Annotated in this window: 19 protein-coding genes; 16 read left to right on the top strand and 3 right to left on the bottom strand. The window is 42.3% G+C overall.

All coding sequences use genetic code 11. The features are described from left to right. Positions 1-255 precede the first annotated feature (255 nt). From pdxA to hxlB, 11 genes are all read left to right on the top strand, one after another. Positions 256-1,296 (top strand): 4-hydroxythreonine-4-phosphate dehydrogenase PdxA, encoded by a 1,041-nt coding sequence (gene pdxA, locus EDD59_RS11345; RefSeq protein WP_132381923.1) that lies wholly within the window; start codon positions 256-258, stop codon positions 1,294-1,296. Between the two features lie 36 nt (positions 1,297-1,332). After that, the gene (locus tag EDD59_RS11340; RefSeq protein ID WP_132381921.1) at positions 1,333-2,673 is read left to right on the top strand and encodes a four-carbon acid sugar kinase family protein; all 1,341 of its coding nucleotides are present in this window, start codon (positions 1,333-1,335) and stop codon (positions 2,671-2,673) included. A gap of 59 nt (positions 2,674-2,732) precedes the next feature. After that, on the top strand, positions 2,733-3,770 hold the full coding sequence (locus EDD59_RS11335; protein ID WP_132381919.1) for a 2-keto-3-deoxygluconate permease: 1,038 nt from the start codon (positions 2,733-2,735) through the stop codon (positions 3,768-3,770). Positions 3,771-3,881: 111 nt separating this feature from the next. Continuing rightward, entirely contained in the window at positions 3,882-4,382 is a 501-nt protein-coding gene (locus EDD59_RS11330) for a YcxB family protein (protein WP_132381917.1), read from the top strand. 94 nt (positions 4,383-4,476) lie between these two features. Then, positions 4,477-5,241: a DeoR/GlpR family DNA-binding transcription regulator gene (locus tag EDD59_RS11325; protein WP_132381915.1), complete on the top strand. Its 765-nt coding sequence runs from the start codon at positions 4,477-4,479 to the stop codon at positions 5,239-5,241. Between the two features lie 236 nt (positions 5,242-5,477). Continuing rightward, entirely contained in the window at positions 5,478-5,960 is a 483-nt protein-coding gene (locus tag EDD59_RS11320) for an RpiB/LacA/LacB family sugar-phosphate isomerase (protein WP_165920920.1), read from the top strand. A 15-nt stretch (positions 5,961-5,975) separates the two neighbouring features. Then, entirely contained in the window at positions 5,976-7,082 is a 1,107-nt protein-coding gene (locus tag EDD59_RS11315; protein WP_132381913.1) for an autoinducer 2 ABC transporter substrate-binding protein, read from the top strand. A gap of 17 nt (positions 7,083-7,099) precedes the next feature. Further along, on the top strand, positions 7,100-8,668 hold the full coding sequence (locus tag EDD59_RS11310; protein WP_330572073.1) for a sugar ABC transporter ATP-binding protein: 1,569 nt from the start codon (positions 7,100-7,102) through the stop codon (positions 8,666-8,668). Then, positions 8,661-9,683 carry an ABC transporter permease gene (locus EDD59_RS11305; protein WP_132381911.1) on the top strand — a complete coding sequence of 341 codons (1,023 nt, stop codon included), beginning with the start codon at positions 8,661-8,663 and terminating at the stop codon, positions 9,681-9,683. Before EDD59_RS11310 ends, EDD59_RS11305 begins: the two co-directional genes overlap by 8 nt. Positions 9,684-9,685: 2 nt before the next feature. Next, positions 9,686-10,648: an ABC transporter permease gene (locus EDD59_RS11300; protein WP_132381909.1), complete on the top strand. Its 963-nt coding sequence runs from the start codon at positions 9,686-9,688 to the stop codon at positions 10,646-10,648. Continuing rightward, positions 10,648-11,286 carry a 6-phospho-3-hexuloisomerase gene (gene hxlB / locus EDD59_RS11295; protein ID WP_330572070.1) on the top strand — a complete coding sequence of 213 codons (639 nt, stop codon included), beginning with the start codon at positions 10,648-10,650 and terminating at the stop codon, positions 11,284-11,286. The genes EDD59_RS11300 and hxlB overlap by 1 nt, the downstream gene beginning before the upstream one ends. A gap of 3 nt (positions 11,287-11,289) precedes the next feature. Here hxlB and EDD59_RS11290 read toward each other — a convergent pair whose 3' ends face one another. Continuing rightward, on the bottom strand, positions 11,290-12,231 hold the full coding sequence (locus EDD59_RS11290) for a PocR ligand-binding domain-containing protein (RefSeq protein ID WP_132381907.1): 942 nt from the start codon (positions 12,229-12,231) through the stop codon (positions 11,290-11,292). Between the two features lie 519 nt (positions 12,232-12,750). On the opposite strand from EDD59_RS11290, the gene EDD59_RS11285 reads away from it, so the two are divergent. From EDD59_RS11285 to dhaK, 4 genes are read left to right on the top strand one after another with little or no spacing between them, the layout of a single operon-like run. After that, positions 12,751-14,043, top strand: a complete 1,293-nt coding sequence (locus tag EDD59_RS11285; RefSeq protein WP_132381905.1) for an MFS transporter — start codon at positions 12,751-12,753, stop codon at positions 14,041-14,043. Between the two features lie 9 nt (positions 14,044-14,052). Continuing rightward, positions 14,053-15,075: a sugar phosphate isomerase/epimerase family protein gene (locus EDD59_RS11280; protein ID WP_132381903.1), complete on the top strand. Its 1,023-nt coding sequence runs from the start codon at positions 14,053-14,055 to the stop codon at positions 15,073-15,075. Positions 15,076-15,089: 14 nt separating this feature from the next. After that, complete coding sequence (locus EDD59_RS11275) at positions 15,090-16,217, top strand: glycerol dehydrogenase (RefSeq protein ID WP_132381901.1); 1,128 nt, start codon at positions 15,090-15,092, stop codon at positions 16,215-16,217. An 11-nt stretch (positions 16,218-16,228) separates the two neighbouring features. Then, a complete protein-coding gene (dhaK, locus tag EDD59_RS11270; RefSeq protein WP_132381899.1) occupies positions 16,229-17,989 on the top strand; it encodes a dihydroxyacetone kinase subunit DhaK in 1,761 nt (586 codons plus the stop codon). A gap of 70 nt (positions 17,990-18,059) precedes the next feature. Here the strand turns inward: dhaK and EDD59_RS18665 are convergent, their stop codons facing one another. Both EDD59_RS18665 and EDD59_RS11260 read right to left on the bottom strand, forming a co-directional pair. Continuing rightward, positions 18,060-18,926: a MerR family transcriptional regulator gene (locus EDD59_RS18665; RefSeq protein ID WP_132381897.1), complete on the bottom strand. Its 867-nt coding sequence runs from the start codon at positions 18,924-18,926 to the stop codon at positions 18,060-18,062. Between the two features lie 275 nt (positions 18,927-19,201). Beyond that, positions 19,202-20,464, bottom strand: coding sequence for an IS110 family RNA-guided transposase (locus tag EDD59_RS11260; protein WP_132381895.1), 1,263 nt, complete (start codon positions 20,462-20,464; stop codon positions 19,202-19,204). Between the two features lie 313 nt (positions 20,465-20,777). Here EDD59_RS11260 and EDD59_RS11255 point away from each other — a divergent pair, with 313 nt between their 5' ends. Beyond that, complete coding sequence (locus EDD59_RS11255; RefSeq protein ID WP_165920919.1) at positions 20,778-22,031, top strand: aminopeptidase P family protein; 1,254 nt, start codon at positions 20,778-20,780, stop codon at positions 22,029-22,031. The last annotated feature ends 1 nt before the right edge of the window (position 22,032 follow it).

The raw sequence follows: 22,032 nt of genomic DNA, 5'->3' as shown, positions 1-22,032 counted from the left end.
GCTGTGATATTTTTAGAATTGCCAGGCTTTTCGAAGCCTGGCAATTCTATTTGTATAAAAGATAAAAAATGACAATAAAAACAAAAATAAATAAAAATATAAACGAAAATAAAAGTGCACAAAAGGCAAGGGGTAAAACTGTGAATATGTAATGAAGTTATAAAAATAAGAAAAAAACTATTGAAAAAACAAAAATATAAGGATAGAATTAGGAAAACAAAACGAAAGTAAAATGAAAGGTAAGGAAAATATAAAATGATGAAAAACTATAAACCAATAACGGCAATTACAATGGGGGATCCTGCAGGAATTGGACCCGAGATTGTGGTTGGAACTATGTTAAGCGAAGAAATCCATAATTGCTGTCGCCCGCTTGTAATCGGGAGCATTGCAATTATGGAAAGGGCAGCTAAGATTCTTGGTAGGAAACTTAAGTACAACAAGATTGAAGACCCTTCCGAAGCAAAATATGAATTTGGAACAGCAGATATTATTGAGACAGGTAATTATGACACAGACTCTATCAAATGGGGGGAGGTTCAGGCACTGGCAGGCCGCATGGCTGTTGATTGGATTATGAAATCTATTGATCTCGGAATGGAAGGGAAAATTGATGCGGTTTCTACAGCGCCAATTCATAAAGGAGCTATTAAATTGATTGGTGTTAAAGAACCTGGACATACAGAGATTTATCAGAATGCAACTCATTCACCATACGCGCTGACGATGTTTTCGTGCCATAAGCTGAGAGTATTCTTCGTAAGCAGACATATGTCTCTGGTAGATGCGTGTCATTATGTGACAAAGGATGTTATCTTGGAAGACGTTATTAATATTGATAAAGAATTAAGGAAGATAGGAATTGAGAATCCATTAATTGCAGTGGCAGGATTGAATCCACATAACGGAGACAATGGGTTGTTTGGACGTGAGGAAATTGATGAGATTGAGCCTGCAATAAAGGAGGCACAGGAAAAAGGAGTCAATGCTATCGGACCATGTCCGGCAGACTCGGTATTCCACATTGGAAAATCTGGAAAATTCGATGCTATTCTTTCTCTATATCATGATCAAGGGCATATTGCTTGTAAAACTTTAGATTTTGAAAAATCTGTTACTTTAACATTTGGACTCCCATTTATCAGAAGTTCTGTTGATCATGGTACAGCGTTTGATATCGCAGGAAAGGGGACCGCAGCCTGTGTCAGCATGATCGAGTCTACGAATGTTGTAGCTGAATATGCAGCAAAACAGCATGACAGGAAAGAAAATAATAGAAAAAGCGTTAATATATAGAAGAAAGTTTGGCTAAGAGAAAGCGAGGAGCAGATAATGCCTTTAATAGGAGCAGTGGCAGATGACCTGACCGGAGCTACGACAACAGGGGTGTTGCTTGCAAGGTCAAAAGCGAGAACAGCAGTATTTTTTAATGAAGAAGCAGCTGAGAATGCAAAAGAAATAGAAGAACTGGATGCAGTTCTGATTAGTAGTAATAGCAGAGCGCTTCCGGAAAGTGAAGCATATGCAAAGGTGAAATCGGCAACTATTTCATTAAAAAAGATGGGAATAAGATATTTCTCTAAGAGAATTGATACAACCTTACGTGGCAGCATAGGTATTGAAATTGATGCAATCTTGGATCAGTTTAGTTGTGACATGGTGGCAGTAGTCGTTCCGGCCATGCCTCAGTCCAGAAGAATACTGGTTGGAGGATATTCGGTAATTGATGGTGTTGCACTAATCAATACACCTGTTGCACAAGATGTACGTACGCCGGTGAGGGAAAACTACATACCAAGACTTCTGGGAATACAGACCAGAAGAAAAGTTGGACTGGTTACTCTTGACAAGGTACTTGAAGGGAAAGATAGTATCCAAGAGGCACTTCAGAAAAAACGTGATGAAAAATGTCAAGTAATCATCGTAGATGGAATTACACTGGAAGATGTAGATAACATTGCACAGGCATGTATTGAACTGAAATGGAACATAGTAGCCGTAGACCCGGGGCCATTTACAGCAAAGCTCGCATACCGCAGAGGTCAGACGCAGGAAGAAGAACCGAATCTTCCGCCGGAAGCCAGAGAGACTGGTAAGACGGTACTGATTGCGGCCGGAAGCGCCACACCGATAACAAAGAAACAGATGGAGGTTCTGTGTGAGGATACCAGACATGTACGTATCAGTGTAGATCCGAATCCATTAATCGAAGGTGGAAATACTGCATTAGACGAGGTGTTTAAAGCGGTGAACAAGGCGGTAGAGCTGATTGAAGGTGATGAACAGCCAAGAGCGGTTTTGTTTGAGACAGCACTTCACAAAAAACTTCTGAATCTGGAAAAAGAAGACGAGAAACGCGGTTACGCAGGCGGTATGAGTGCCAACCGTATCAATGCAGGACTTGGAACCATTATTTCTCAGGTACTTGAACAGGTAGGAAGAAAAAAAGTGGCGGGATTATATACCACAGGTGGAGACACGATGGTAAATGTCTGCTATCAGCTTGGTGTAGAGTGTATTGAGGTTATAGATTATGTAATTCCCCAGACAGATGTGGGAAGGCTGTCAGGAAAATATGCTGGGCTTCCGATTGTTGGCAAAGGTGGACTTACCGGTAATAATAACACAGCATGTGATATCGTAGAACGGCTGTTCAGAGAAGCTGCAAGATAATATCAGGAGCATCCTGACATTATATACTAAATGCAATAAATTAAAAAAGGAGAGAGAAAATGAGCAAAGAAAAGAAAGTTGAGACAAAGGAGAGAAAAGACTTTGACATCTTAAATAAGATGAAAAGCCTTCCGGGCGGCCTGGTAATTATTCCTCTGGTAATTGCTGTGCTAATTGCAACATTTATTCCACAAGCATTTCAGATTGGCGGCTATGTAACAGCATTGTTCTATGAAGGAAATGCCTGTATGATGGGATTTTTCCTGATTGTATGCGGCTCTATGATTGACATCAAGCAGGTAGGCATGCCTCTTTACAAAGGCGTAGTCATGACAGGCGTTAAGTTTGTACTTGGCGTAGTTATGGGATTGGTTGTGGGCAAAATCTGCGGACCTTCAGGTTTCCTTGGAATTGCTCCGTTTGTAATGATAGCGGCAATTACAAACTCCAATGGCTCTCTGTATATTTCCTTGTCTTCTCAGTTTGGTAATGCAACAGATACGGGAGCAATTTCTATTTTGTCATTGAATGATGGTCCCTTTTTTACGCTAATCGCATTGGGAGCTACAGGGCTTGCTAATATTCCATTCAAGTCTTTGATTGCGGTATTAGTACCACTGTTAATCGGATTCATCTGGGGAAATCTTGATAAAGGATTTCGCGATGCATGTAAGGCTGCACAACCAATCGTCACATTCTTCATGACAGTTTCCATCGGAGCTAAGACCGATGTTAAAACAATTTTGACAGCAGGGGCATCTGGAATTGTTCTTGGACTTATTTCTGCGGCCACATCTGTTGTATTCTTCTTCGTAATTAATTTGCTTCTTCCGAAGAAAGAAAGAAACGCTATGGGTGCCGCAATTGGTACAACGGCCCTGAATTCTGCCATGACACCGGCAGCAGTTGCAGAAGCGGACCCATCCATGGAAGGCTATGTAAGTATGGCTACTGCACAGTGTGCAACAGCATCTATTATTACATTATTCCTGTGCCCATTCATTACAGCAGCATTTGACAAATGGATGCAGAGAAAACAGAAAGGTATTTACAGTCCCGAGGGTTGGGCATATTATAAGGTGAAAGCGCAGAGTTAATACTCTAAATGTATATGGATTAACAGCCAATCTGAGTCCTTTTATATGTCAAAGTATAGAAGGGCTTTTTTCAAAAAAGGTCTTTTTAGACGGTGCATTTCAGGAGGTATTATGAATAAAATGACGGTACACATGACAAAAGATGCATTATATGATTTTTTACTGTTTCATACATATTCAAAATTTAGCGGATTTTTAATTAACATTCTCGGACTTGCCATTGCATTTATGGGAATCATTATGTACACGACCGGGAGGAGCAGTATACTGGAAACCATATTATATTTTGTGGCAGCAACGATATTTCTTGGGAGCATGCCGCTTCAACTTAAAATGCGTGCAAACAAACAGGTAGTTGTGAATAATGAGTATAGCAGCCTGGCAGAATATACCTTTTCAGAAGAAGGAATTACTCTAGAGCAGAATGCGAAGAGTCAGAAATTCACATGGGAGCAGATCAAACGGGCAGTTGTAACACCTAAGACCATTGGTATATATTATGAAGAAGAGAGGGCTATGATTCTTCCAAAGGAAGATTTTGGCGATCAGTTTGTTCCGATTTTTACCATGATTGCAACGCAGCTAGGACAGAGTAAGGTAAGAATGAGGTAAGGGTAGAAATACTGTGATAAATGGCTATGTGCTTGACAATCTATGAAGAAAGTGTAAACTTATTGATAATAGAGCAGTTGAGAGGGAGGCAGCCATGGAAGAACGCAGAAACGCTATTTTAAGAGAACTGAAGGTTAAAGGCCGGGTCAAAGTTGTGGATCTTAGCAGGGAATTCGGGTGTTCTGAAGTTACTATCCGCAATGATATTAAGGCAATGGATACAGAAGGCCTGCTTAAGCGGACACATGGCGGGGCTGTCAGGATAGAAACGGAGCAGTCCAGGAAATATTCAGCAGAAAGTATCTACAAGAATGTAATGCAGAAAATGCAGATTGCAGAGGCCGCATATAGCTTCATAGAAGACCGTGACACTATCATTATAGATGATGCATCCAGTAGTTTTTATCTTGCAGAACATATTAAAAATCACCCGGAAAAGCATTTAGCAGTTGTAACTAATTCATTGCTTACGGGAAATGAACTGGCAGGCGTGGAACATGTGGAATTGTTTGTGATTGGCGGTCATGTCAGTGGTCACCTGGCAGCTACCATGGGAGATGCGGCGATTCAGAATATGGAGCAATTTCATGTAGATAAGGCGTTTATTGGCGTTCACAGTATTAATTTTGATGTAGGGCTTACTTCCATCGCAACACCGCAGATGCAGGTGAAGAAAACGATACTGAAAGCGGCAGAGAAAGTCTATGTACTGGCAGATAGTAGTAAGTTCGGCGGCGGCTATCTGTCGGTGGTGTGTCCAATCAAGAAAGTATATAAGATTATTACGGATACTGGTGTGTCAAAGGAGAATATCCAGAAAGCGAAAGAGTTAGAAGTACCGCTGGTAATTGCAGAGTAGAATTGAAAAGAAGTAGTTTTCCGTCAGTTGCTATATCGACTGGCGGTATTTTTATGCATTTGCAGCCCAAGTTCGTCAAAGGTTAGCTGCGTGCTTATTTAGCATATATTGTAACCGACTAAAAACAAATCATCTATAAAAAATTTGGAAAAATAGGAATTATTTATTGGAATGAATAAATAATAATAAAGCGGTCACATTAAAATGTTGAATTTCCAGAATCAGGAGGGACAAGTTTGAAGATTATCATCGGAGCGGATCCGTCGGGATTTGAACTTAAAAATGCAATAAAAAAAGACTTAATAAAGAAGGGGTATGAAATTACAGATATTGATCCAGACAATCCCGTGCTTTTTCAGGAGGCGGCGAAAGCTGTAGCCCGGGGAGTACAGAGTAAAGAGTATGAAAGAGGGATTGCCATATGCGGCACTGGGATGGGCGTCAGTATCATATGCAATAAGCACAGAGGTGTATATGCAGCACTTTGTGAGAGCCTGTATCAAGCGAAACGTGCAAAAGCAGTGAATAATACAAATGTACTGTGTATGGGGGGCTTTATCATCGGAAATGAGATGGGGATTGAGATGGCAAATGCCTGGCTTGAGGCTGAGCACATGTCTGGTCTCACTCCGGAAATGGCAAAAATAGTTGAAAAAGAATATGATCAGTTGGTTGAATTCGAAAAAACTGTATATCCTAATGAGTGTATATCCCAATGAGAAGGAGGAGAATTTATGAAAAATTTAAAAAAATTTATTGCAATCATAGCAGCAGCGGCTATGACATTTTCACTGGCAGCCTGCAGTGCTGAAAAGACCACCACATCTTCTAACAAAAAGGAGACGAAAGAGTCTGCTTCAAAGGATAAAAACGGTGACTTGTTTGATGTCTCCAGATATAAATCGGACAAGGATAAATCTGAGTGGACAATTGCTGTAGTTACGAAGGACAACACCTCAAACTGGTTCAAACGTATGGAGGTTGGTGTAAATGACTTTGGAAAAGAGACAGGCATCAAGGTAATTCAGAAAGGACCGGCTAATGCAGATGCAGCGTCCCAGGTTCAGGTAATCGATGACTTGATTAACCAGGGCGTGGATGCTCTCTGTGTTGTGCCTATTGATCCCGGTGCAATCGAGGCATCTCTGAAGAATGCCATGGAGCAGGGAATTGTTGTTATCACCCATGAAGCTTCTAATCAGAAGAATACACTGTTTGACACAGAAGCTTTTACAGCGAAGGACTTCGGCTCGGCAATTATGGATGCCCTTGCAAAGGATATGGGTGAAAAGGGAAAATATGCAATGATGGTTGCTTACACAACTTCCACAACTCATATGGAGTATGCAAACGCTCAGTATGAACGCCAAAAGGAAGCATATCCGGATATGAAGCTGATTAACGACGGAGCTGTTCCCTCTGCTGAGTCTGAAGAGTCTATTGATACTTCTTATGAAAGAGCAAAAGAAATCTTAAAATCAAATCCGGATCTAAAAGGCTTCACAGGTGTTGCTTCTACAGACTGTCCGGGTATTGCAAAGGCTGTAGAGGAATTAGGACTGGATGTAAAGGTTGTCGGTGTAGGAACACCGGGCGAATTTAAACCATATGTTGAATCAGGTACAATCTCTACAATCAAGCTGTGGGACCCTAAGGGTTCAGGGCATGTTATGTGTAAGGTAGCATCTATGATTCTTTCAGGAGATGAAGTGGGTGAAGGCACAGATCTTGGCATAGCGGGATACGACAAACTCCAGCTAATTGAGGGAGAAAACAGATGTCTGATTGGACAAGCTGATCTTACAATCACAAAGGACAATATCAATGATTATGATTTTTAAAGAGTATTAAGTAAAACGTGGTGGATTATTTACGCCGCCCCGGTGAGAAAGAAAGGCATGGTGACACGATGGAAAATGACAATATCCTTTGTGTAAAAGGAATTAAAAAATCATTTGGTGGTGTTCACGCCTTAAGAGGCGTGGATCTGACAATCAAAAGGGGAGAAACCCATTGCCTGGCAGGGGAAAACGGTTGTGGAAAATCTACAATTATCAAGGTTATATCAGGGTTCTATAAACCAGATGAAGGTATGATTGAGGTGGATGGGAAAGAATATCCTGTTATGACGCCTGGGTCTGCTATTAAGGAAGGAATTCAGGTTATCTATCAGGACTTTTCTATCTTCCCGAATCTGACAGTGATAGAAAATTTGGCTTTTAACCAGGTCCTTGCCAATAAAAGGAAACTGGTGAACAAAAAGGAATTCAGGAGAATTGCAAAAGAAGCTGTAAAGAAAATTAACTTTGATGTAGATCTGGATGCTCTTGTGGAGACACTTCCAGTTGCGGACAAGCAGCTGATTGCGATCTCAAGAGCCCTCCTTGATAACGCCAAGCTGATTATCATGGATGAGCCCACAACGGCACTAACGAAAAAAGAAATTGATCGTCTCTTTGAGATTATCACAAATCTGAAGGAAAACGGAGTCACAATTCTGTTCGTGTCTCACAAGCTTGATGAGGTATTTGAGATATCTGACAGTATCACCATATTAAGAAACGGCGAAAATGTTATCAGCTGTCCGACAAAAGAGATGACAGAAGAAAAATTCGCCTATTACATGACCGGACGGCATTTTGACGCACAGGTTAAAAAAGAAGTAAATGAAGAAAGCCGTGGAAATGTGGTTCTGGAGGCACGTAATCTGGCTGCCCTGGGATTTGAGGGAGTAAGTTTTGAACTTCACCAGGGAGAAATTCTTGGAATTACGGGGCAGCTTGGGTCCGGGCGCACTGAATTGTCAATGGCATTATGCGGATTACTAAAACCTACAGCCGGGCAGATTTTCGTGGAGGGAAAAGAGGTTCATATTAGAAATGTATCCGAGGCACAGAAGCTGGGCATCGCTCTGGTTCCCGAGGACCGTTTGACAGAGGGCCTGTTCCTTCCACAGTCTATTATCAAAAATATAACGGTGAGCAGACTGGACCAGCTTGCAAATAAGTTTGGCATTTTGAGCGACAAAAAGGTGGAGGAAGAATCCGCACAATGGGTGAAGGAGATCGGCGTGGTAACAAAGAACCATGAATTCCCTGTACAGACTCTTTCGGGCGGAAATCAGCAGAAGGTAGTTTTAGCCAGAGGACTTGCAAATCATCCTAAGGTGCTTATCTTGAACGGTCCCACAGTTGGTGTGGATATCGGTGCAAAATATGACATCCACAGGCTTCTGAGAGATCTGGCGGCGGAGGGGATGGCAATTATTGTCGTGTCCGACGATGCGGCAGAAGTCGTGACAACCTGCGACAGGGCGCTGGTAATGCAGGCGGGACAGGTGACAGGAAAATTATCTGCGCAGGATTTGAGCGCAGATGTTCTGACGGCCCAGGCGACGGTGCAGGAAGGAGGAATTATAGATGAATAAATTTTTTAAGAGGATGGTAAAACAGACAGAATTCTATGTATTCCTTATTATCGTAGTTTTATCTCTGGTGATTCAGGTAAGATCAGGCCTGTTTTTTGCAAACAATAATATAGTAGATTTACTCCGATCCATGATTGTTCCATCCATGTATGCAATTTGTGCCCTTTTGGCGTTTGTCAGTACAGGACCGGACGTATCATTTCCTCTGATTGCGGCTCTGAGCAGTTACCTTGCATTGATTGTGACGAATAACCTGGGGCTTGAGGATACATCGTGGTTTATTACATTTATTATCGGTATTTTCTTCGGATGTATCATGGGGGCATTAAACGGATTTATTATTGTAAGATATAATTTTCCAAGCCTGATTGTAACACTGGGAACCAGTTCTTTGTTCAGTGGGATTTTATTGGGCGCATTTGAAGCAGAAAGAATGAATCTGCCAAAAAATCTGGCAGCTTTCGGCAAAGCATCACTGATTACTGTCAAAAATGCAAAAAGTGGGCTGGGCTCTACTCTGCCTATGACATTTTTGCTTATGATAGCTCTTTACATTATTGCCTATCTTGTGTTGAATAAGACTATGGTTGGCCGCGGGGTTTACGCCGTCGGCGGTGACGAGGTATCCGCAGAACGTGCAGGGTTTAATGTGAAAGGAATCCGTTTTGGCATTTTTGTTGTAAACGGGGGGATTGCGGCTATCGCCGGTCTGTCTTATGCAGTTATGTCCATGCGGTATCTGCCCACGGAATATGCCGGCGGAGAAATGATTGTTATTGCAGCAATTATTTTGGGAGGAACCAGGATGACAGGCGGGATTGGTACATTAAAGGGATGTCTGCTTGGAACACTGCTTTTGACTATGGTATCTAACAGCCTGATTCTTCTGGGAATTTCGGTTTATTGGCAAAAGGTATTTATCGGCGCGATTATTATCATAGGCACAGCGGTTTCCGCAGTGCAGAGCCATGCAGGGCGTAAAGCAAAGACCAGGCTAAAGAAGGAGACAGCATAATTATGAGAAAGATGAACAGTAATATCAAAAGATTACTAATAATCCTTGTTGTTTTTGTGGTGATTGCCTGTGCTACCAGACCGTCAGAATTTATTAAAATTGGAAACTTCCAGACTATGGCAAAACAGCTCTCTGAATATGGCTTAATGGCAATCGGTGTTGGAATCTGTATGATTTCCGGAGGGATCGACTTGTCAACTGTCTATATTGCAAATTTATGCGGTATCCTGGCAGGGCTTATGATGCAGAGCGGAGGAAGTATTCCTCTTGCGATACTTGTCGCTCTGATTGTCGGAATTATCTGCGGAAGCTTCAACGGATTTTTAGTATCATATCTGAGGATACCGGCCATGCTCGCTACCTTGGGAACCTATCAGCTATTTATGGGAATTGCTATCATTGCTTCTAAGGGAAGTACAGTCAGCGGCATACCGGCCGAGTATACATCCTTTGCTACAACGGCACTGTTTGGATATATACCACTTTCATTCGTGGTATTTCTCCTGCTGGTCGTTGTAGTTACATTTATTATGAGCAAGACAAAATTCGGCACCCGGGTTTACCTTGTGGGAACCAATGAAAAGGCGGCAAGATTTGCAGGAATTCACGGTAATGCAGTACTTATCCGCACATATATGCTATCAGGAATTATGTCCGCTGTGGCGGGGCTCTTGAGTCTGGCGAGAATCAATTCCGCGAAAGCAGATTTCGGAAGCAGCTACACAATGCAGTGTATTTTGATAGCGGTATTGGGGGGCGTCAACCCAAATGGCGGGTTTGGGACAATCCCTGGTATTGCCATAGCAGTTGTTATTTTACAGATGATGTCTTCCTATTTAAATATGTTCCCGGGAATCAGCAATTACTACAGAGATTTAATCTGGGGTGCTGCATTAATCGGTGTTCTAATTATGAACTTTGTTCTTGACAGAAGGAGAACTCAAAGACTGAGTAAGATTAGCTAGTGTACCGTCTCATTGACATTTCGATGAAAGTCAATGGGAATAGTACACCAGTGGAAGTGGGTGAGATAGTGTTGGATAAGCGGCAATATGAAAAAATGAGAACCAGCGTGCTTGACGAATGTCAGAAAGCCCTGGAAGCTATAGAGCCTGACAAAGTACAGAGCTATCTGGAAATGATTACAGGCGCCGAACAAGTATTTTTTATCGGGGTGGGAAGGGTTCTGCTGTCACTGGAAGCAATTGCGAAGCGCTATGCCCACCTTGGCATACGTGTTGTTGTGGTAGGACAGATAACGGAACCCGCAATTACACAGAAGGATGTACTTATTGTAGGTTCCGGCAGCGGCGGGACACTGTATCCCGCCGGGATTGCAAGAAAAGCAAAATCAATCGGGGCAAAGGTAATTCATATAGGAAGCAATCCTGACAGCCCGCTTAAGGATACCGCTGACTTGTTTGTGAGGATACCTGTTGAGAGCCGGGCGAAAAAGAAAGATGAAATCCATTCCGTGCAGCCCATGACATCCCTGTTTGAGCAGGCTCTGCTGCTGTTTGGAGACATTACGGCAATGATGCTGATAGAAGACAGAAGGATTGACATAGACAGCTTGTGGCAATATCATGCAAATCTGGAATAAAAATCAGGCGCCTGGGGAGGGGGCATATTTGCGGTATAGGGTCGGTGTTAGGTATTCCTGTTTTTTAAATATTTTTGTGAAATATCCGGGATCACTGAAACCAAGCTGTTCACTGATTTGTGTGACAGGGATATCTGTTCTTGTCAGTAATTCTTTTGCCCATTCAATTTTTAATTTCGTAGTATATACCGTATAGCTTACACCAAATTCCTTAGAAAAAGATCTGCTGAAGTAACCCGGACTTATGTGACAGAGTTGAGAAGCCTTTTCCAGAGAAACCATTAAATGGGTATTACTAAAAATATATTCCAGCGCCGGTAATAGCTTAGTGTCTTTTAGAACAGGGAGTGATGTATCTGGTGAAGGGGACTGCCGACTTGGAACAGGAGAAGTAGATGTACTTACAACTAGATTTTTGTCAGTTGCTTCATCTACAATATAGTTACATAATTTAAAAAGCATGTCGGAAATCCTTAAAATAAGGCCATAGTCCAGTGTTGGAATTTCTTTGTATAAGTGTTTTAACTCCTGGGATTCTTGAAGGGCCTGAAGGCTGACGGGGGAATATAATATCTGCTCTAAATCCGGAATGGCTCCGGAAAACGATGGCTTTATCTGGCCTGCCATAATAGCACCGATATATTTGTCATCATTTGTTATGGGAATAGCGATATCAATAATATTATAATGACACAGATAGATATATGGCCTGTTATATCGGACAGCCTCTAATCCTGCTCTGGAATCACACTTTTGACACATTTTCGATAAGTCTGCGTTGTCCCGGATCTTTTGACAAAAAGGTGTACATTTACTGTGAGCAGAGATAGGTTTTCCTCTGTAATCAATAGTAATAATTGCAAGCTGTGTTACATCTGCAAGGGAATCCTGCAAGTCTTGCCATTTCTTCAAATTCAGGATTTGATCTAAGTTAAAGTGCATCATAGAAAATCTCCCCTCTTAAGTTATATCCAATGTCATTATATTACTAAAGCAATGCATAAAAATCAACCCTATTTGCGAAAAAGCATAATAAAATGAATAAAAAAGCTTCTACAAATCGTTATAAATATAACAATATAAACAAAAATTAAAATGAATATGTCCAAAAAGTCATAATAATACTATTATTTAGCGCTATATCATAGAAATACCATTGAAATTTATGAAAAATAGACAACAAATACCATTGTAATATAAGGCGTGTTGTGTATAATTTATATATTAAAGAAAAAACAAAGGTAAAGCATGGGCTGTAGATTGCGGGGATACTGGAGAATGCGTACAATATTTAGAAGAATGCTGGGGGAATGATTCAAAAGAGTAAGAGGAAATAGGGGAATTGGATTGTCATTCTGATTGTAATCAGTTTGTTTAAAGATGTCTCGAAATGTATAAAAAGAGAAGACTGATACAAGAGGATTGAGAATAGATAAATTCCAATAAAAAGGAGGAGGATTAAAAATGCAAACAGAAAAGCAAAAGAATGTGAGAAAGTGGATGACGGTTATTATTGTTGCCATTGCCGGAGGATTAATTACAAAGCTGCCATATTTGCGTGAGACGTATATGGAGCCTCTGCAGCAGGCAACAGGAGCGACAAAAACCCAATTAGGACTGATTATGTCTGCCTACGGTATTGTAAACTTTATCTGTTATTTTCCGGGAGGAATTTTAGCGGATAAGTTCAGCTCTAAAAAATTGATAATTATTTCTTGTGTCGGGACGGCACTTGCCGGTTTCTGGTACTGGACAATGCCCGGCTTTATTTGGCTCGTCGTGATTCATGCTATTTTTGCAATCACGACAGTGTTTACATTCTGGGCAGCTATGGTCAAATCGGTGAACCAGCTTGGCGGGCCGGAAGAACAGGGGCGGTTGTTCGGAGCTCTGGAGGGAGGAAGAGGACTGATAGGAACGGTGGTGGCGTTTGGCTCAGTTGCAGTTTTCGGCATGGCAGTTGATGATATCGGCGGTATGAAAAATGCCATTTTATACTATAGTATTTTTTTGATTATTGCAGCGATTCTGGCAGCGGTTTTTATGGAGAACGATACACCCCAAAAGTCAGCAGAGAGTCAAAAGAACCCCTTGAATATGAAGGACTTTATGGAAGTTGCAAAGATGCCGAGAGTATGGCTTTGCGGAGCATTAGGAATCTGTAATTATTCTGCCCTTATCTTCCATGGGTATGTAACCGCTTATTTGTCAGAAGCATTTGGCTTAAGTGCTACCGTGGTGGCAAACTTAAGTGTTATCCGTACATACTTCATGATGATGGTCGGTGCTTTTGTTGCCGGCCTGATATCAGATAAAATTGGAAGCAGAATAAAATTCATACAGTATGCATTTATTGGAATGGCAGTATTTGCCACCGCCTATGTTGCAATCCCGGCAGGTAAAGGCGCCGTCCCGATTATTGTAGCGAATTTTGTATGCTATGGTTTGTGCCTGTACAGCATTAAAGCATTGTATTTTTCAACAATTGATGAAGTGCTTGTTCCAAAGAAACTTGCGGGCACAGCGTCCGGAATCATTTCTCTGGTTACCTATGCACCGGAAATCTTTTTATATACAGTATCCGGAAATATGGTTGACAGATATGCGGGGACAGCCACACCGCTTCAGGGGTATATTAATTGTTTCATAGCAATGGCAGTTCTTTCAGTAATTGGCTTTATCAGTGCATTTGTTCTTCTTAAATTGAATAAGAAAGCAATTGTAGAAGCGCAGGCAGCGGGAATGGTGGGAATTTAGGAGGTAATTATGTCAAATTTAAAATTATTGAGCTCCTGTGAAACGGATTACAACAATGATCTGCATAATTGGGGTGAAATTGAGCGTCAGATTAAGTTTCTGGCCGAAGCAGGGTTTACGCATACACAATGGATGCAGAACTGGGAAGGAGAATACTTATACAGCAAAAGTGAAATGCTTCAGGCAAGAGATGTTCTCCGCCATTATGGTATCTGTGCTCATAGCATTCATGCATCGGAAGGCGGAAAAAGGACAGCCATAATTAATGGTACAAAGGTATTTCGTAATCGTTACAGGTTTGAAGATATTCGAAAGGATTATACTTCTGCAAATGAATATCTGCGGCTGGCAGGCGTTGAACTGTTGAAGAACAGAATAGATTTATGTACATATATTGGGGCATCCGTCATGGTACTTCACATGCAGCTTCCTTATATGCTTTTTGAAGAGAAGCCGGAGGAAAAGGCTGCCTATTATAAGCAGGTTGCGAAATCTTTTGATGAGGTGAAAGAGTATGCGAAAGCTGCCGGGGTCAGAATTGCATTGGAGAACTTGATCTGTACACCTCAGAAGTATCAGGATGAACAGTTTGACAGAATGTTTGACCGCTACGACAGCGATTTTTTAGGCTTTGCTTATGATTCCGGACATGGGGCACTGATGTGTAGGGAGGATCATTATCATTTCCTTAAAAAATATAACAGTAGGCTTTATGCGACTCATCTTCAGGATAATGTCTCTATTTCCGATGAACTGCTATATCAGGAGGATGGAGATAAGGCAGATTTGGAAGTGCTGCTTCATGACAAACACTGGGTACCCAATGTAGACGGGACACTTGGGCAGGGAATACTTGACTGGGATTTGATTGCAGGTTATGTGGCGAAAGCGCCGCTTGAGCTGCCGGCAGATTTTGAGGTTTGCCTGTATGGGGAGGACAACAGCAGAGAGGATGAACTGAATCAGCTTATTACCTGTCGGAGGCAGGCAGAGCTTTTTTATCAGAAGGTAATAAAATGTAAGGCAGAATAAGGAGGTAAAAGAAAGTGAGAAAAGCATTTATTTGTCCGACAAAATATGTACAAGGTGAGGACGAGATACTAAATTTGGGATACTTCGTAAAAACCTTTGGAATGTCCGCGCTCTTAATTGCACATCCGGATGATGTAGCCCGAGTAAAGGAAAAACTGAATGCAACAGCAGAAAAATTTGGGATTACTTTTGTTGAAAGCGGATTTAAAGGAGAGTGTTCCCGCGAGGAGGTTGCAAGGCTGCAGAAAACTGCAAAAGAAAATGGATGCGCCTGCACTATTGGGTTAGGCGGAGGAAAGGCCATTGATACAGCCAAATGTGTAGCTATGGGAGAGGCATTGATCATATGTCCCACCATTGCGGCGACAGATGCCCCCACAAGTCATTCAGCAGTGTTGTATACACCGGAGGGTGCATTTGATGATTATGCATATTTTAAACAGAGCCCCAGCGTAATTTTAATTGATACAACGGTGATTGCAAAAGCCCCCTCACGGTTTTTGGTGTCTGGTATGGGGGATGCCCTTTCCACTTACTTTGAAACAAGGGCAACTTCCAGATCCTGTTCTAATGTAAATGCGGGTCTGCCCTGTGGCTATCGTGAAGGCCTGTGTGGGGAGGCAAAGGGAACGAATGCGGCATTTGCTTTGGCCACACTGTGCTATCAGACGATATTAAAGGATGGTGAGAAGGCAAAGATTTCCTGTGACTGTAATCAAGTGACTCCAGCACTGGAAAATATTATTGAAGCTAATATTCTTTTGTCAGGATTAGGATTTGAAAGTGGTGGATTGGCCGGCGCACATGCAATTCATGATGGATTGACCGTTTTGGAGGGGACACATAAATTTTTCCATGGTGAGAAGGTTGCCTTTGGTACAATTGCACAGCTTGTGTTGGAAAATGCACCGGAAGAAGAGTTATATGAGGTGATGGACTTTTGTGTGAAAATTGGGCTGCCCGTGTGCCTGTCAGATATTGGAGTAGATTCAATTACGCAGGAAGAACTGATGAAGGTAGCCGAAAAAGCGTGTATTCCGGAGGAATCTATTTACTCTATGCCATTCCCGGTTAGTCCTGAGTCGGTGGCGGCTGCTATTATTACTGCCGATGCTATAGGGAGCGCTTATAAGACTAGATAAAGGGGGATGTCATGAAGAAGATTATTAACAAACCGGAGAACATTGTAATGGAAATGTGCAACGGTATGGCAATGGCATATCCGGAACTTGAATTTATTCAAAAATATAAGATTATTAAGAAGAAAGAGATCAACAGAAATAAAGTCAGCCTAATTAGCGGAGGAGGGAGCGGGCATGAACCTGCTCATGCGGGATTCGTGGGAAAGGGAATGCTCGACGCAGCAGTTTGCGGGGACATCTTTGCTTCTCCCTCTCAAATTCAGATATATCAGGCGATTAGGGAAACAGCCGGTGACAAGGGAACCTTGCTTATCATCAAAAACTACAGTGGGGACATGATGAATTTTAAAAATGCGGCGCACCTTGCGGAGGAAGACGGCATTCAAGTTGACTATATCAAGGTGGCGGATGATATTGCAGTGCAGGATAGTTTGTATACGGTTGGGCGCCGGGGAGTTGCCGGTACGGTGCTTGTCCATAAAATTGCCGGTGCAGCTGCGGAGCAGGGAAAAAGTTTGCAGGAGGTTAAGGCGGCTGCGGAAAAAGCAGCCCGAAATGTGCGGAGCATAGGATTTGCACTAAGTTCCTGTACTGTACCGGCGAAAGGTACGCCAACCTTTGAAATCTGTGAAGATGAAATGGAGTATGGAGTCGGCATTCACGGGGAGCCGGGAAGAAAAAGAGAAAAGGTTATTACAGCAGATGAGCTGGCACAGAGGATGGTAACATCGCTTCTGGAGGACTTACAAATGAAGCAGTCTCCGGAAGAAATTGCATTGCTGATTAATGGATTCGGCGGGACTCCGCTGCAGGAGCTATACCTTTTAAATAATGCGGTGACCAGAGAACTGTTTCAAAGAAGTATTAGCATCAATCGAATCTTTGTAGGAAATTATATGACCAGTATCGACATGCAGGGTGCATCCGTTTCAATAATGAAACTGGATGAACAATTAAAAGAACTTTTATCCTTTGAGAGCGATGCTCCGGCATTCAAAGCAGACAAAACAGTGGAAGGTGTACAGTATATAAACCTGATGCAAACGAGTGAGGATAAAAAAGAAATTTCTTTTCAGGTTCAGACAGATGAAGTCTATGCAGTCGTTCAAGATGACAAAGTATGCCTTAATAATATAATTTATCTTGTAGATAAAATGAGTGAATGTATTATTAAAAATGAAGTTTCATTCTGCGAGCTGGATTCTCATGCAGGGGATGGGGATTTTGGAATGAGTGTAGCCAAAGGATTTAAACAGTTAAAAAGGGAGTGGAGAGACATTGTTGATAACAATGCACAATCTATAGGGAGCTTTTTGGATGCTTGCTCTTTGGTAATTATGGAATACTGCGGAGGGGCTTCGGGTCCTATTTGGGGTGCCGCACTTCGGGCCGCTGGAAAATCTGCCGGCTGTAAACAAGAACTTTCCGTACGAGAGTTTGGAGAGATGATGCAGGCGGTTGTAACAGGAATTCAAAGTACGGGAGAGCGTTCTTTCGGAAGAGGTGCGGTTGTAGGAGACAAAACCTTAAATGATGCCCTGATTCCCTGTGCCGATTCCTGGATGGAAAGTGCTCACAAAGGAGATGATGTCAGGACATCATTTATAAAAGCTGCGCAGGCTGCAGTGGCCGGAGCAAAAGCAACGGAAAATATTGTAGCAAGAATGGGACGCGCAGGTACTGTTGGAGAAAGAAGTTTAGGATACCCTGATGCAGGCGCTTTTGCGTTAGGAGTAATCTTTACTGAAATTACTGAAAGTATAAAGATGTAAAATGAAAGAGGCCTTTCTCCAGGCCTCTTTTTGCGTAGTGCGCCCTTTCTTTCATGCGTGGAATGACTAACTATGTAAAGAGTTTTTTTAACTTACCCAGGGGTTTCTCCCGTGCGGCTTCCCGGCGGCTTGCCTGCTGCTGGCGGATCAGGCAGTCGAGTTTGCGAAAATGTTCTTCCTCCTGGCGCTCTTTTGTCTGGAACAGGAGATCCATTTCCCGCATGACATTTTTTGTGACCGATTGGCTGAGATCATTTTTCAGGGTTTCATTATTGGCAGCGACAACCTCTGTTAGAACATCACCGATCAGGAAGCGGACTTGTTCCAGTTGAGTGGCAGGAATGACCTCTGTATCGGTAATACTCAGCGCCGCCGGGGTTTCCTTTGAAGCAGCCTGTCCCAGGGCGGACTTGTCCTGACCATCAAGCTTATTTTTTTCATTAGGCTTCTTATTTTGACTATTAGGCTTGTCCTTGCCGGAAGCACTGCATATATTGGTATATGTATCCTGAGCGGAGGGCTTGTCCTGCATGACAGGCTTGTCCGGAGAAGTGGAGCTATTCTCACCGGAAGGGTCAGAATTATTATCATCTGATTTCATGTCTTTAGAATCATTTTTAATCTCTTTGAGAGGCGACTCCTTATTCCCTGCAGCTTTTTTAATATTCCGGATTTTAGGCTCCGCTGAACTCTGCAGCTTAAGACGTGTCTGCTTCAGTTCGGGGATAATAGGTTTTAAGTCCTTCAGAAGCATGCCTTCATCCTTTAGTTTTTTAATACAACGAAAAAGCTGTATATCATCCTTTGTATAATATCGATGCCCCATTTCTGTGCGCCCGATTTCCAGGTTTAGTTCTTCCTCCCAGTAACGCAGTACATGAGATTCGACTTTTACCTGTTTGGCGGCCTCAGAAATCATAAATCTGACCTCACCCATATTATACTTATACCTCCTTAAACATGGTATTCTTATTCTTCGTTCTGTGTTATTATACCATATAGAGGGTAAAAACAAGTGGGTAATCGTTCGTCAAATTGCGGCAGAATGTGTGTTACAACCGCACTGTTAGCTAAACTGTAATGAATACAAAAATTAAAGTTAGAAAAGAAGAGGTAAAGTTTGAAACAAAAAGGTAGCGGTTAAAGAAAAAGTAGGGTATAGCAAACAAGCCATCTTTCGCTGGCTTCAAAAAAGAAATATAGACACAACACTTAATTCATGGCAGGAGCGGCTTCATCCTTGATGATGTATCCACGCTGTTTTAGCAGATTAAGCGCCTGAGAAGTAGTCAGAATTTTTGACTTATTCACAGGGCGTGACTCAAGAAAGCCTTCCGGTGTATATGGTTTTAAATCTGAGAGTATGTGCCAGATAGCGGTCAGGAGCATACGGCAGACAGCAATAATAGCTTTCTTGTGACCACGACGTGCTTTTATACGTCTGTAGCGAGTAATAAATTCAGGATGTTTCTTCGATTTTAATAAAGCATTTGCAACTTGCACCAGAACTGGTTTAAAATAGGAACCAGCACGGGAGATTCGAGTTGATTTGATTTTACTGGCGCTTTGGTCATTACGAGGACAACATCCGGCCCATGAAACGAGGTGTTTAGCTGTGGGGAAGACAGACATATCACCACCGATTTCAGAAAGGACTTGGATAGCAGTCATTGGATTCTTATTAAATCCAGGAACTGTACGTATTAGATCAAGTGGAGCTTGGTACTTGTCACTGAGACAAAGGATTTCCCGTTCTACTTCATCTATGTGTAGTCTCAACTCATCTATGTGATTGAGACACTGTCTGAGTTTTACAGCCTGTTCAGGGCATAATGCGCCATCGACAGCCGCTTGGATTTCTTCAATGGGAGTCTTACATCCGCCGTGTACAAAAGGTGCAACATCAAATATTTCCCCAGGATGAGCAAGCATCTGTTCTGTAATGGAGCGGGCTGACTTTCCAAAAATATCGCTGAACACATCATCAAGCTTGAAATTAGATACGGTAAGACAGTTTTGAGCACGATTCTTTTCACCAACGATCATACAGGTGAGTTTGAACCGGTGCCGCACTAAGTCTCTCAGGTGACGAATATCAGCAGGTGGAATAAAGGAAGGTTTGATCATATCGCACATAAAGAGGTCACAGATCCATTTGGCATCTTTACGGTCAGTTTTATTTCCTTTTTGTGGTTTGGTGTATTTGGGGTGTGCGAGAACGACAGAAATGTCTGCCTTCTCCAGGATATTAAATACAGGGATCCAATACTTACCGGAAGACTCCATACAGACTTCAGAACAATTGTACTTTGCGAGCCAATCACACAGTTCACTCAGCCCTTTAGAAAAGGACGAGAAACGAGCTTGCTTGTAGTCGGTTCTGCCATTTGTATCAGTCACTCCAATGCAGGCATAGATCCAGGTTTTGTGGACATCAAGTCCGCAACAGTTTTTACGAAAGATTTTAAAAGACAATAAAATAACCTCCTGAAATTTATAGTCATAAGATTGACAGGGACTGGTCATCCGGCAAAATCGAGTCGACTTTGGAAGAGATAAGTTTACGGGCTACGGTATGCGCCATTCATTGATGCCTTAACGGATGACCGACAACATATAAATATGCGGGGTCGCCGCTATACGGCCCCACCACTCACCTCCACGTGTTCTGTAGTGTGTCAGTCTTATAAAGAAACTATATCAAAAAGAAAAGAGATTAGAAAGCGAAAAGTGGATCATGGGTTTCATAACCCCATGGGTGCCTTTCGCAGAAAGGCGGAATATAAGTATGGAGACATCATTTTACAGGCAAAATAGAAAAGAATTTGCAGAGCATATGAAGCCAGGCGATGCAGCGTTATTCTATTGTGGGGAGACCATAAGAAGGTCGTGCGATGAAAATTATGAATTTTTTGCAAACCGCAATTTTATTTATCTGTGTGGGATAGAGCAGAAGGAGAGTGTGCTTCTCCTGGAGAAAGAGGGAGAATCCTGTCTTGAAACACTGTATATTCTGGAGCCGGATTTTATGAAAGAGCGCTGGGAGGGAAGCCGGATAACCGCTGACAGAGCGGAAATAATATCCGGTGTTTCAAATATTAAGTTCATAAAGGAGTTTCCAAACGATGTGAAAAGGGTCTTTGAAAAAATTGGCGTAGGCACAATTTATCTTGATATAGACAGGGTACCGGGGCAGCTATTAAAGAGCTGTGCAGATAGGATGGAGGAATACCTGATTCAGACATATCCTCATGTAAAAATTAAAAATGCGCTGCCCGTCATGAAAAAAATGCGCACTGTAAAGAAACCCTGTGAAATAGAAGCGATGGAAGTGGCCCAGAGGATTACAAAAGCAGGAATTGAGGCTATGATGAAGAGCTCCCATCCCGGCATGTACGAATATCAGTATAAAGCGGAATTTGATTATGCGTTGGCTCAGCATAATGGCGTGACGGCACCGTTTTCAATTATAAGTGCAGGGGAAAATAATTTCTATATCCATTATGACAGCTTCACCGGTCGGGCTGCAGCTGGGGATATGGTTTTAAACGATGTAGGCGCGCGCTGGGACTATGAGGTGACTGATGTGTCGAGAGGGTGGCCCTGCAGCGGTAAGTTTTCTGACAAACAGCGTCTTCTGTATGAGTGCGCCTACCGTACGTCAGAATATATGTTTCAAACCCTGAAACCGGGTATTCCGATGGAGGAAGTCGATACCGCAATCCGCAGATATAATTTTGAGCAGCTGAAAGAAGCCGGGGTCTGCAGGAACTATGATGAGATCGGAACATACATGTGGCATAAGGGAGCACATCATGTGGGACTGGATGTACATGATGCCGTAGATGTGGCAGATGCCGTTACTGTGCCGGGAATGGTATTTTGTATTGATGTGGGAATCTATCATGAGGAGTGGGGAATTGGATTTAGGTTAGAGGATAACTGCCTGATCACTACAGACGGATGCCGCAATTTATCAAAGGACACGCCGAGAACTGTCGAGGAAATTGAAGGTGTTATGAAAAAAGGGACATTGTATTAAC

Origin of the sequence: Muricomes intestini (genome assembly GCF_004346165.1) — a bacterium.
GTDB classification, from domain to species: domain Bacteria; phylum Bacillota; class Clostridia; order Lachnospirales; family Lachnospiraceae; genus Muricomes; species Muricomes intestini.
Note: the sequence above shows the minus strand (reverse complement) of the source record. Positions and strands in the feature narration are given on the sequence as shown.

Excerpts from the sequence above, each read along its gene's own strand:
- EDD59_RS11340 (WP_132381921.1), top strand. The coding sequence starts at position 1,333 with ATGCCTTTAATAGGAGCAGTGGCAGATGACCTGACCGGAGCTACGACA.
- dhaK (WP_132381899.1), top strand. The coding sequence starts at position 16,229 with ATGAAGAAGATTATTAACAAACCGGAGAACATTGTAATGGAAATGTGC.
- EDD59_RS11325 (WP_132381915.1), top strand. The coding sequence starts at position 4,477 with ATGGAAGAACGCAGAAACGCTATTTTAAGAGAACTGAAGGTTAAAGGC.
- EDD59_RS11330 (WP_132381917.1), top strand. The coding sequence starts at position 3,882 with ATGAATAAAATGACGGTACACATGACAAAAGATGCATTATATGATTTT.
- EDD59_RS11335 (WP_132381919.1), top strand. The coding sequence starts at position 2,733 with ATGAGCAAAGAAAAGAAAGTTGAGACAAAGGAGAGAAAAGACTTTGAC.
- EDD59_RS11255 (WP_165920919.1), top strand. The coding sequence starts at position 20,778 with ATGGAGACATCATTTTACAGGCAAAATAGAAAAGAATTTGCAGAGCAT.
- EDD59_RS11285 (WP_132381905.1), top strand. The coding sequence starts at position 12,751 with ATGCAAACAGAAAAGCAAAAGAATGTGAGAAAGTGGATGACGGTTATT.
- EDD59_RS11290 (WP_132381907.1), bottom strand. The coding sequence starts at position 12,231 with ATGATGCACTTTAACTTAGATCAAATCCTGAATTTGAAGAAATGGCAA.
- EDD59_RS11300 (WP_132381909.1), top strand. The coding sequence starts at position 9,686 with ATGAGAAAGATGAACAGTAATATCAAAAGATTACTAATAATCCTTGTT.
- EDD59_RS11305 (WP_132381911.1), top strand. The coding sequence starts at position 8,661 with ATGAATAAATTTTTTAAGAGGATGGTAAAACAGACAGAATTCTATGTA.
- EDD59_RS18665 (WP_132381897.1), bottom strand. The coding sequence starts at position 18,926 with ATGGGTGAGGTCAGATTTATGATTTCTGAGGCCGCCAAACAGGTAAAA.
- EDD59_RS11315 (WP_132381913.1), top strand. The coding sequence starts at position 5,976 with ATGAAAAATTTAAAAAAATTTATTGCAATCATAGCAGCAGCGGCTATG.
- EDD59_RS11280 (WP_132381903.1), top strand. The coding sequence starts at position 14,053 with ATGTCAAATTTAAAATTATTGAGCTCCTGTGAAACGGATTACAACAAT.
- pdxA (WP_132381923.1), top strand. The coding sequence starts at position 256 with ATGATGAAAAACTATAAACCAATAACGGCAATTACAATGGGGGATCCT.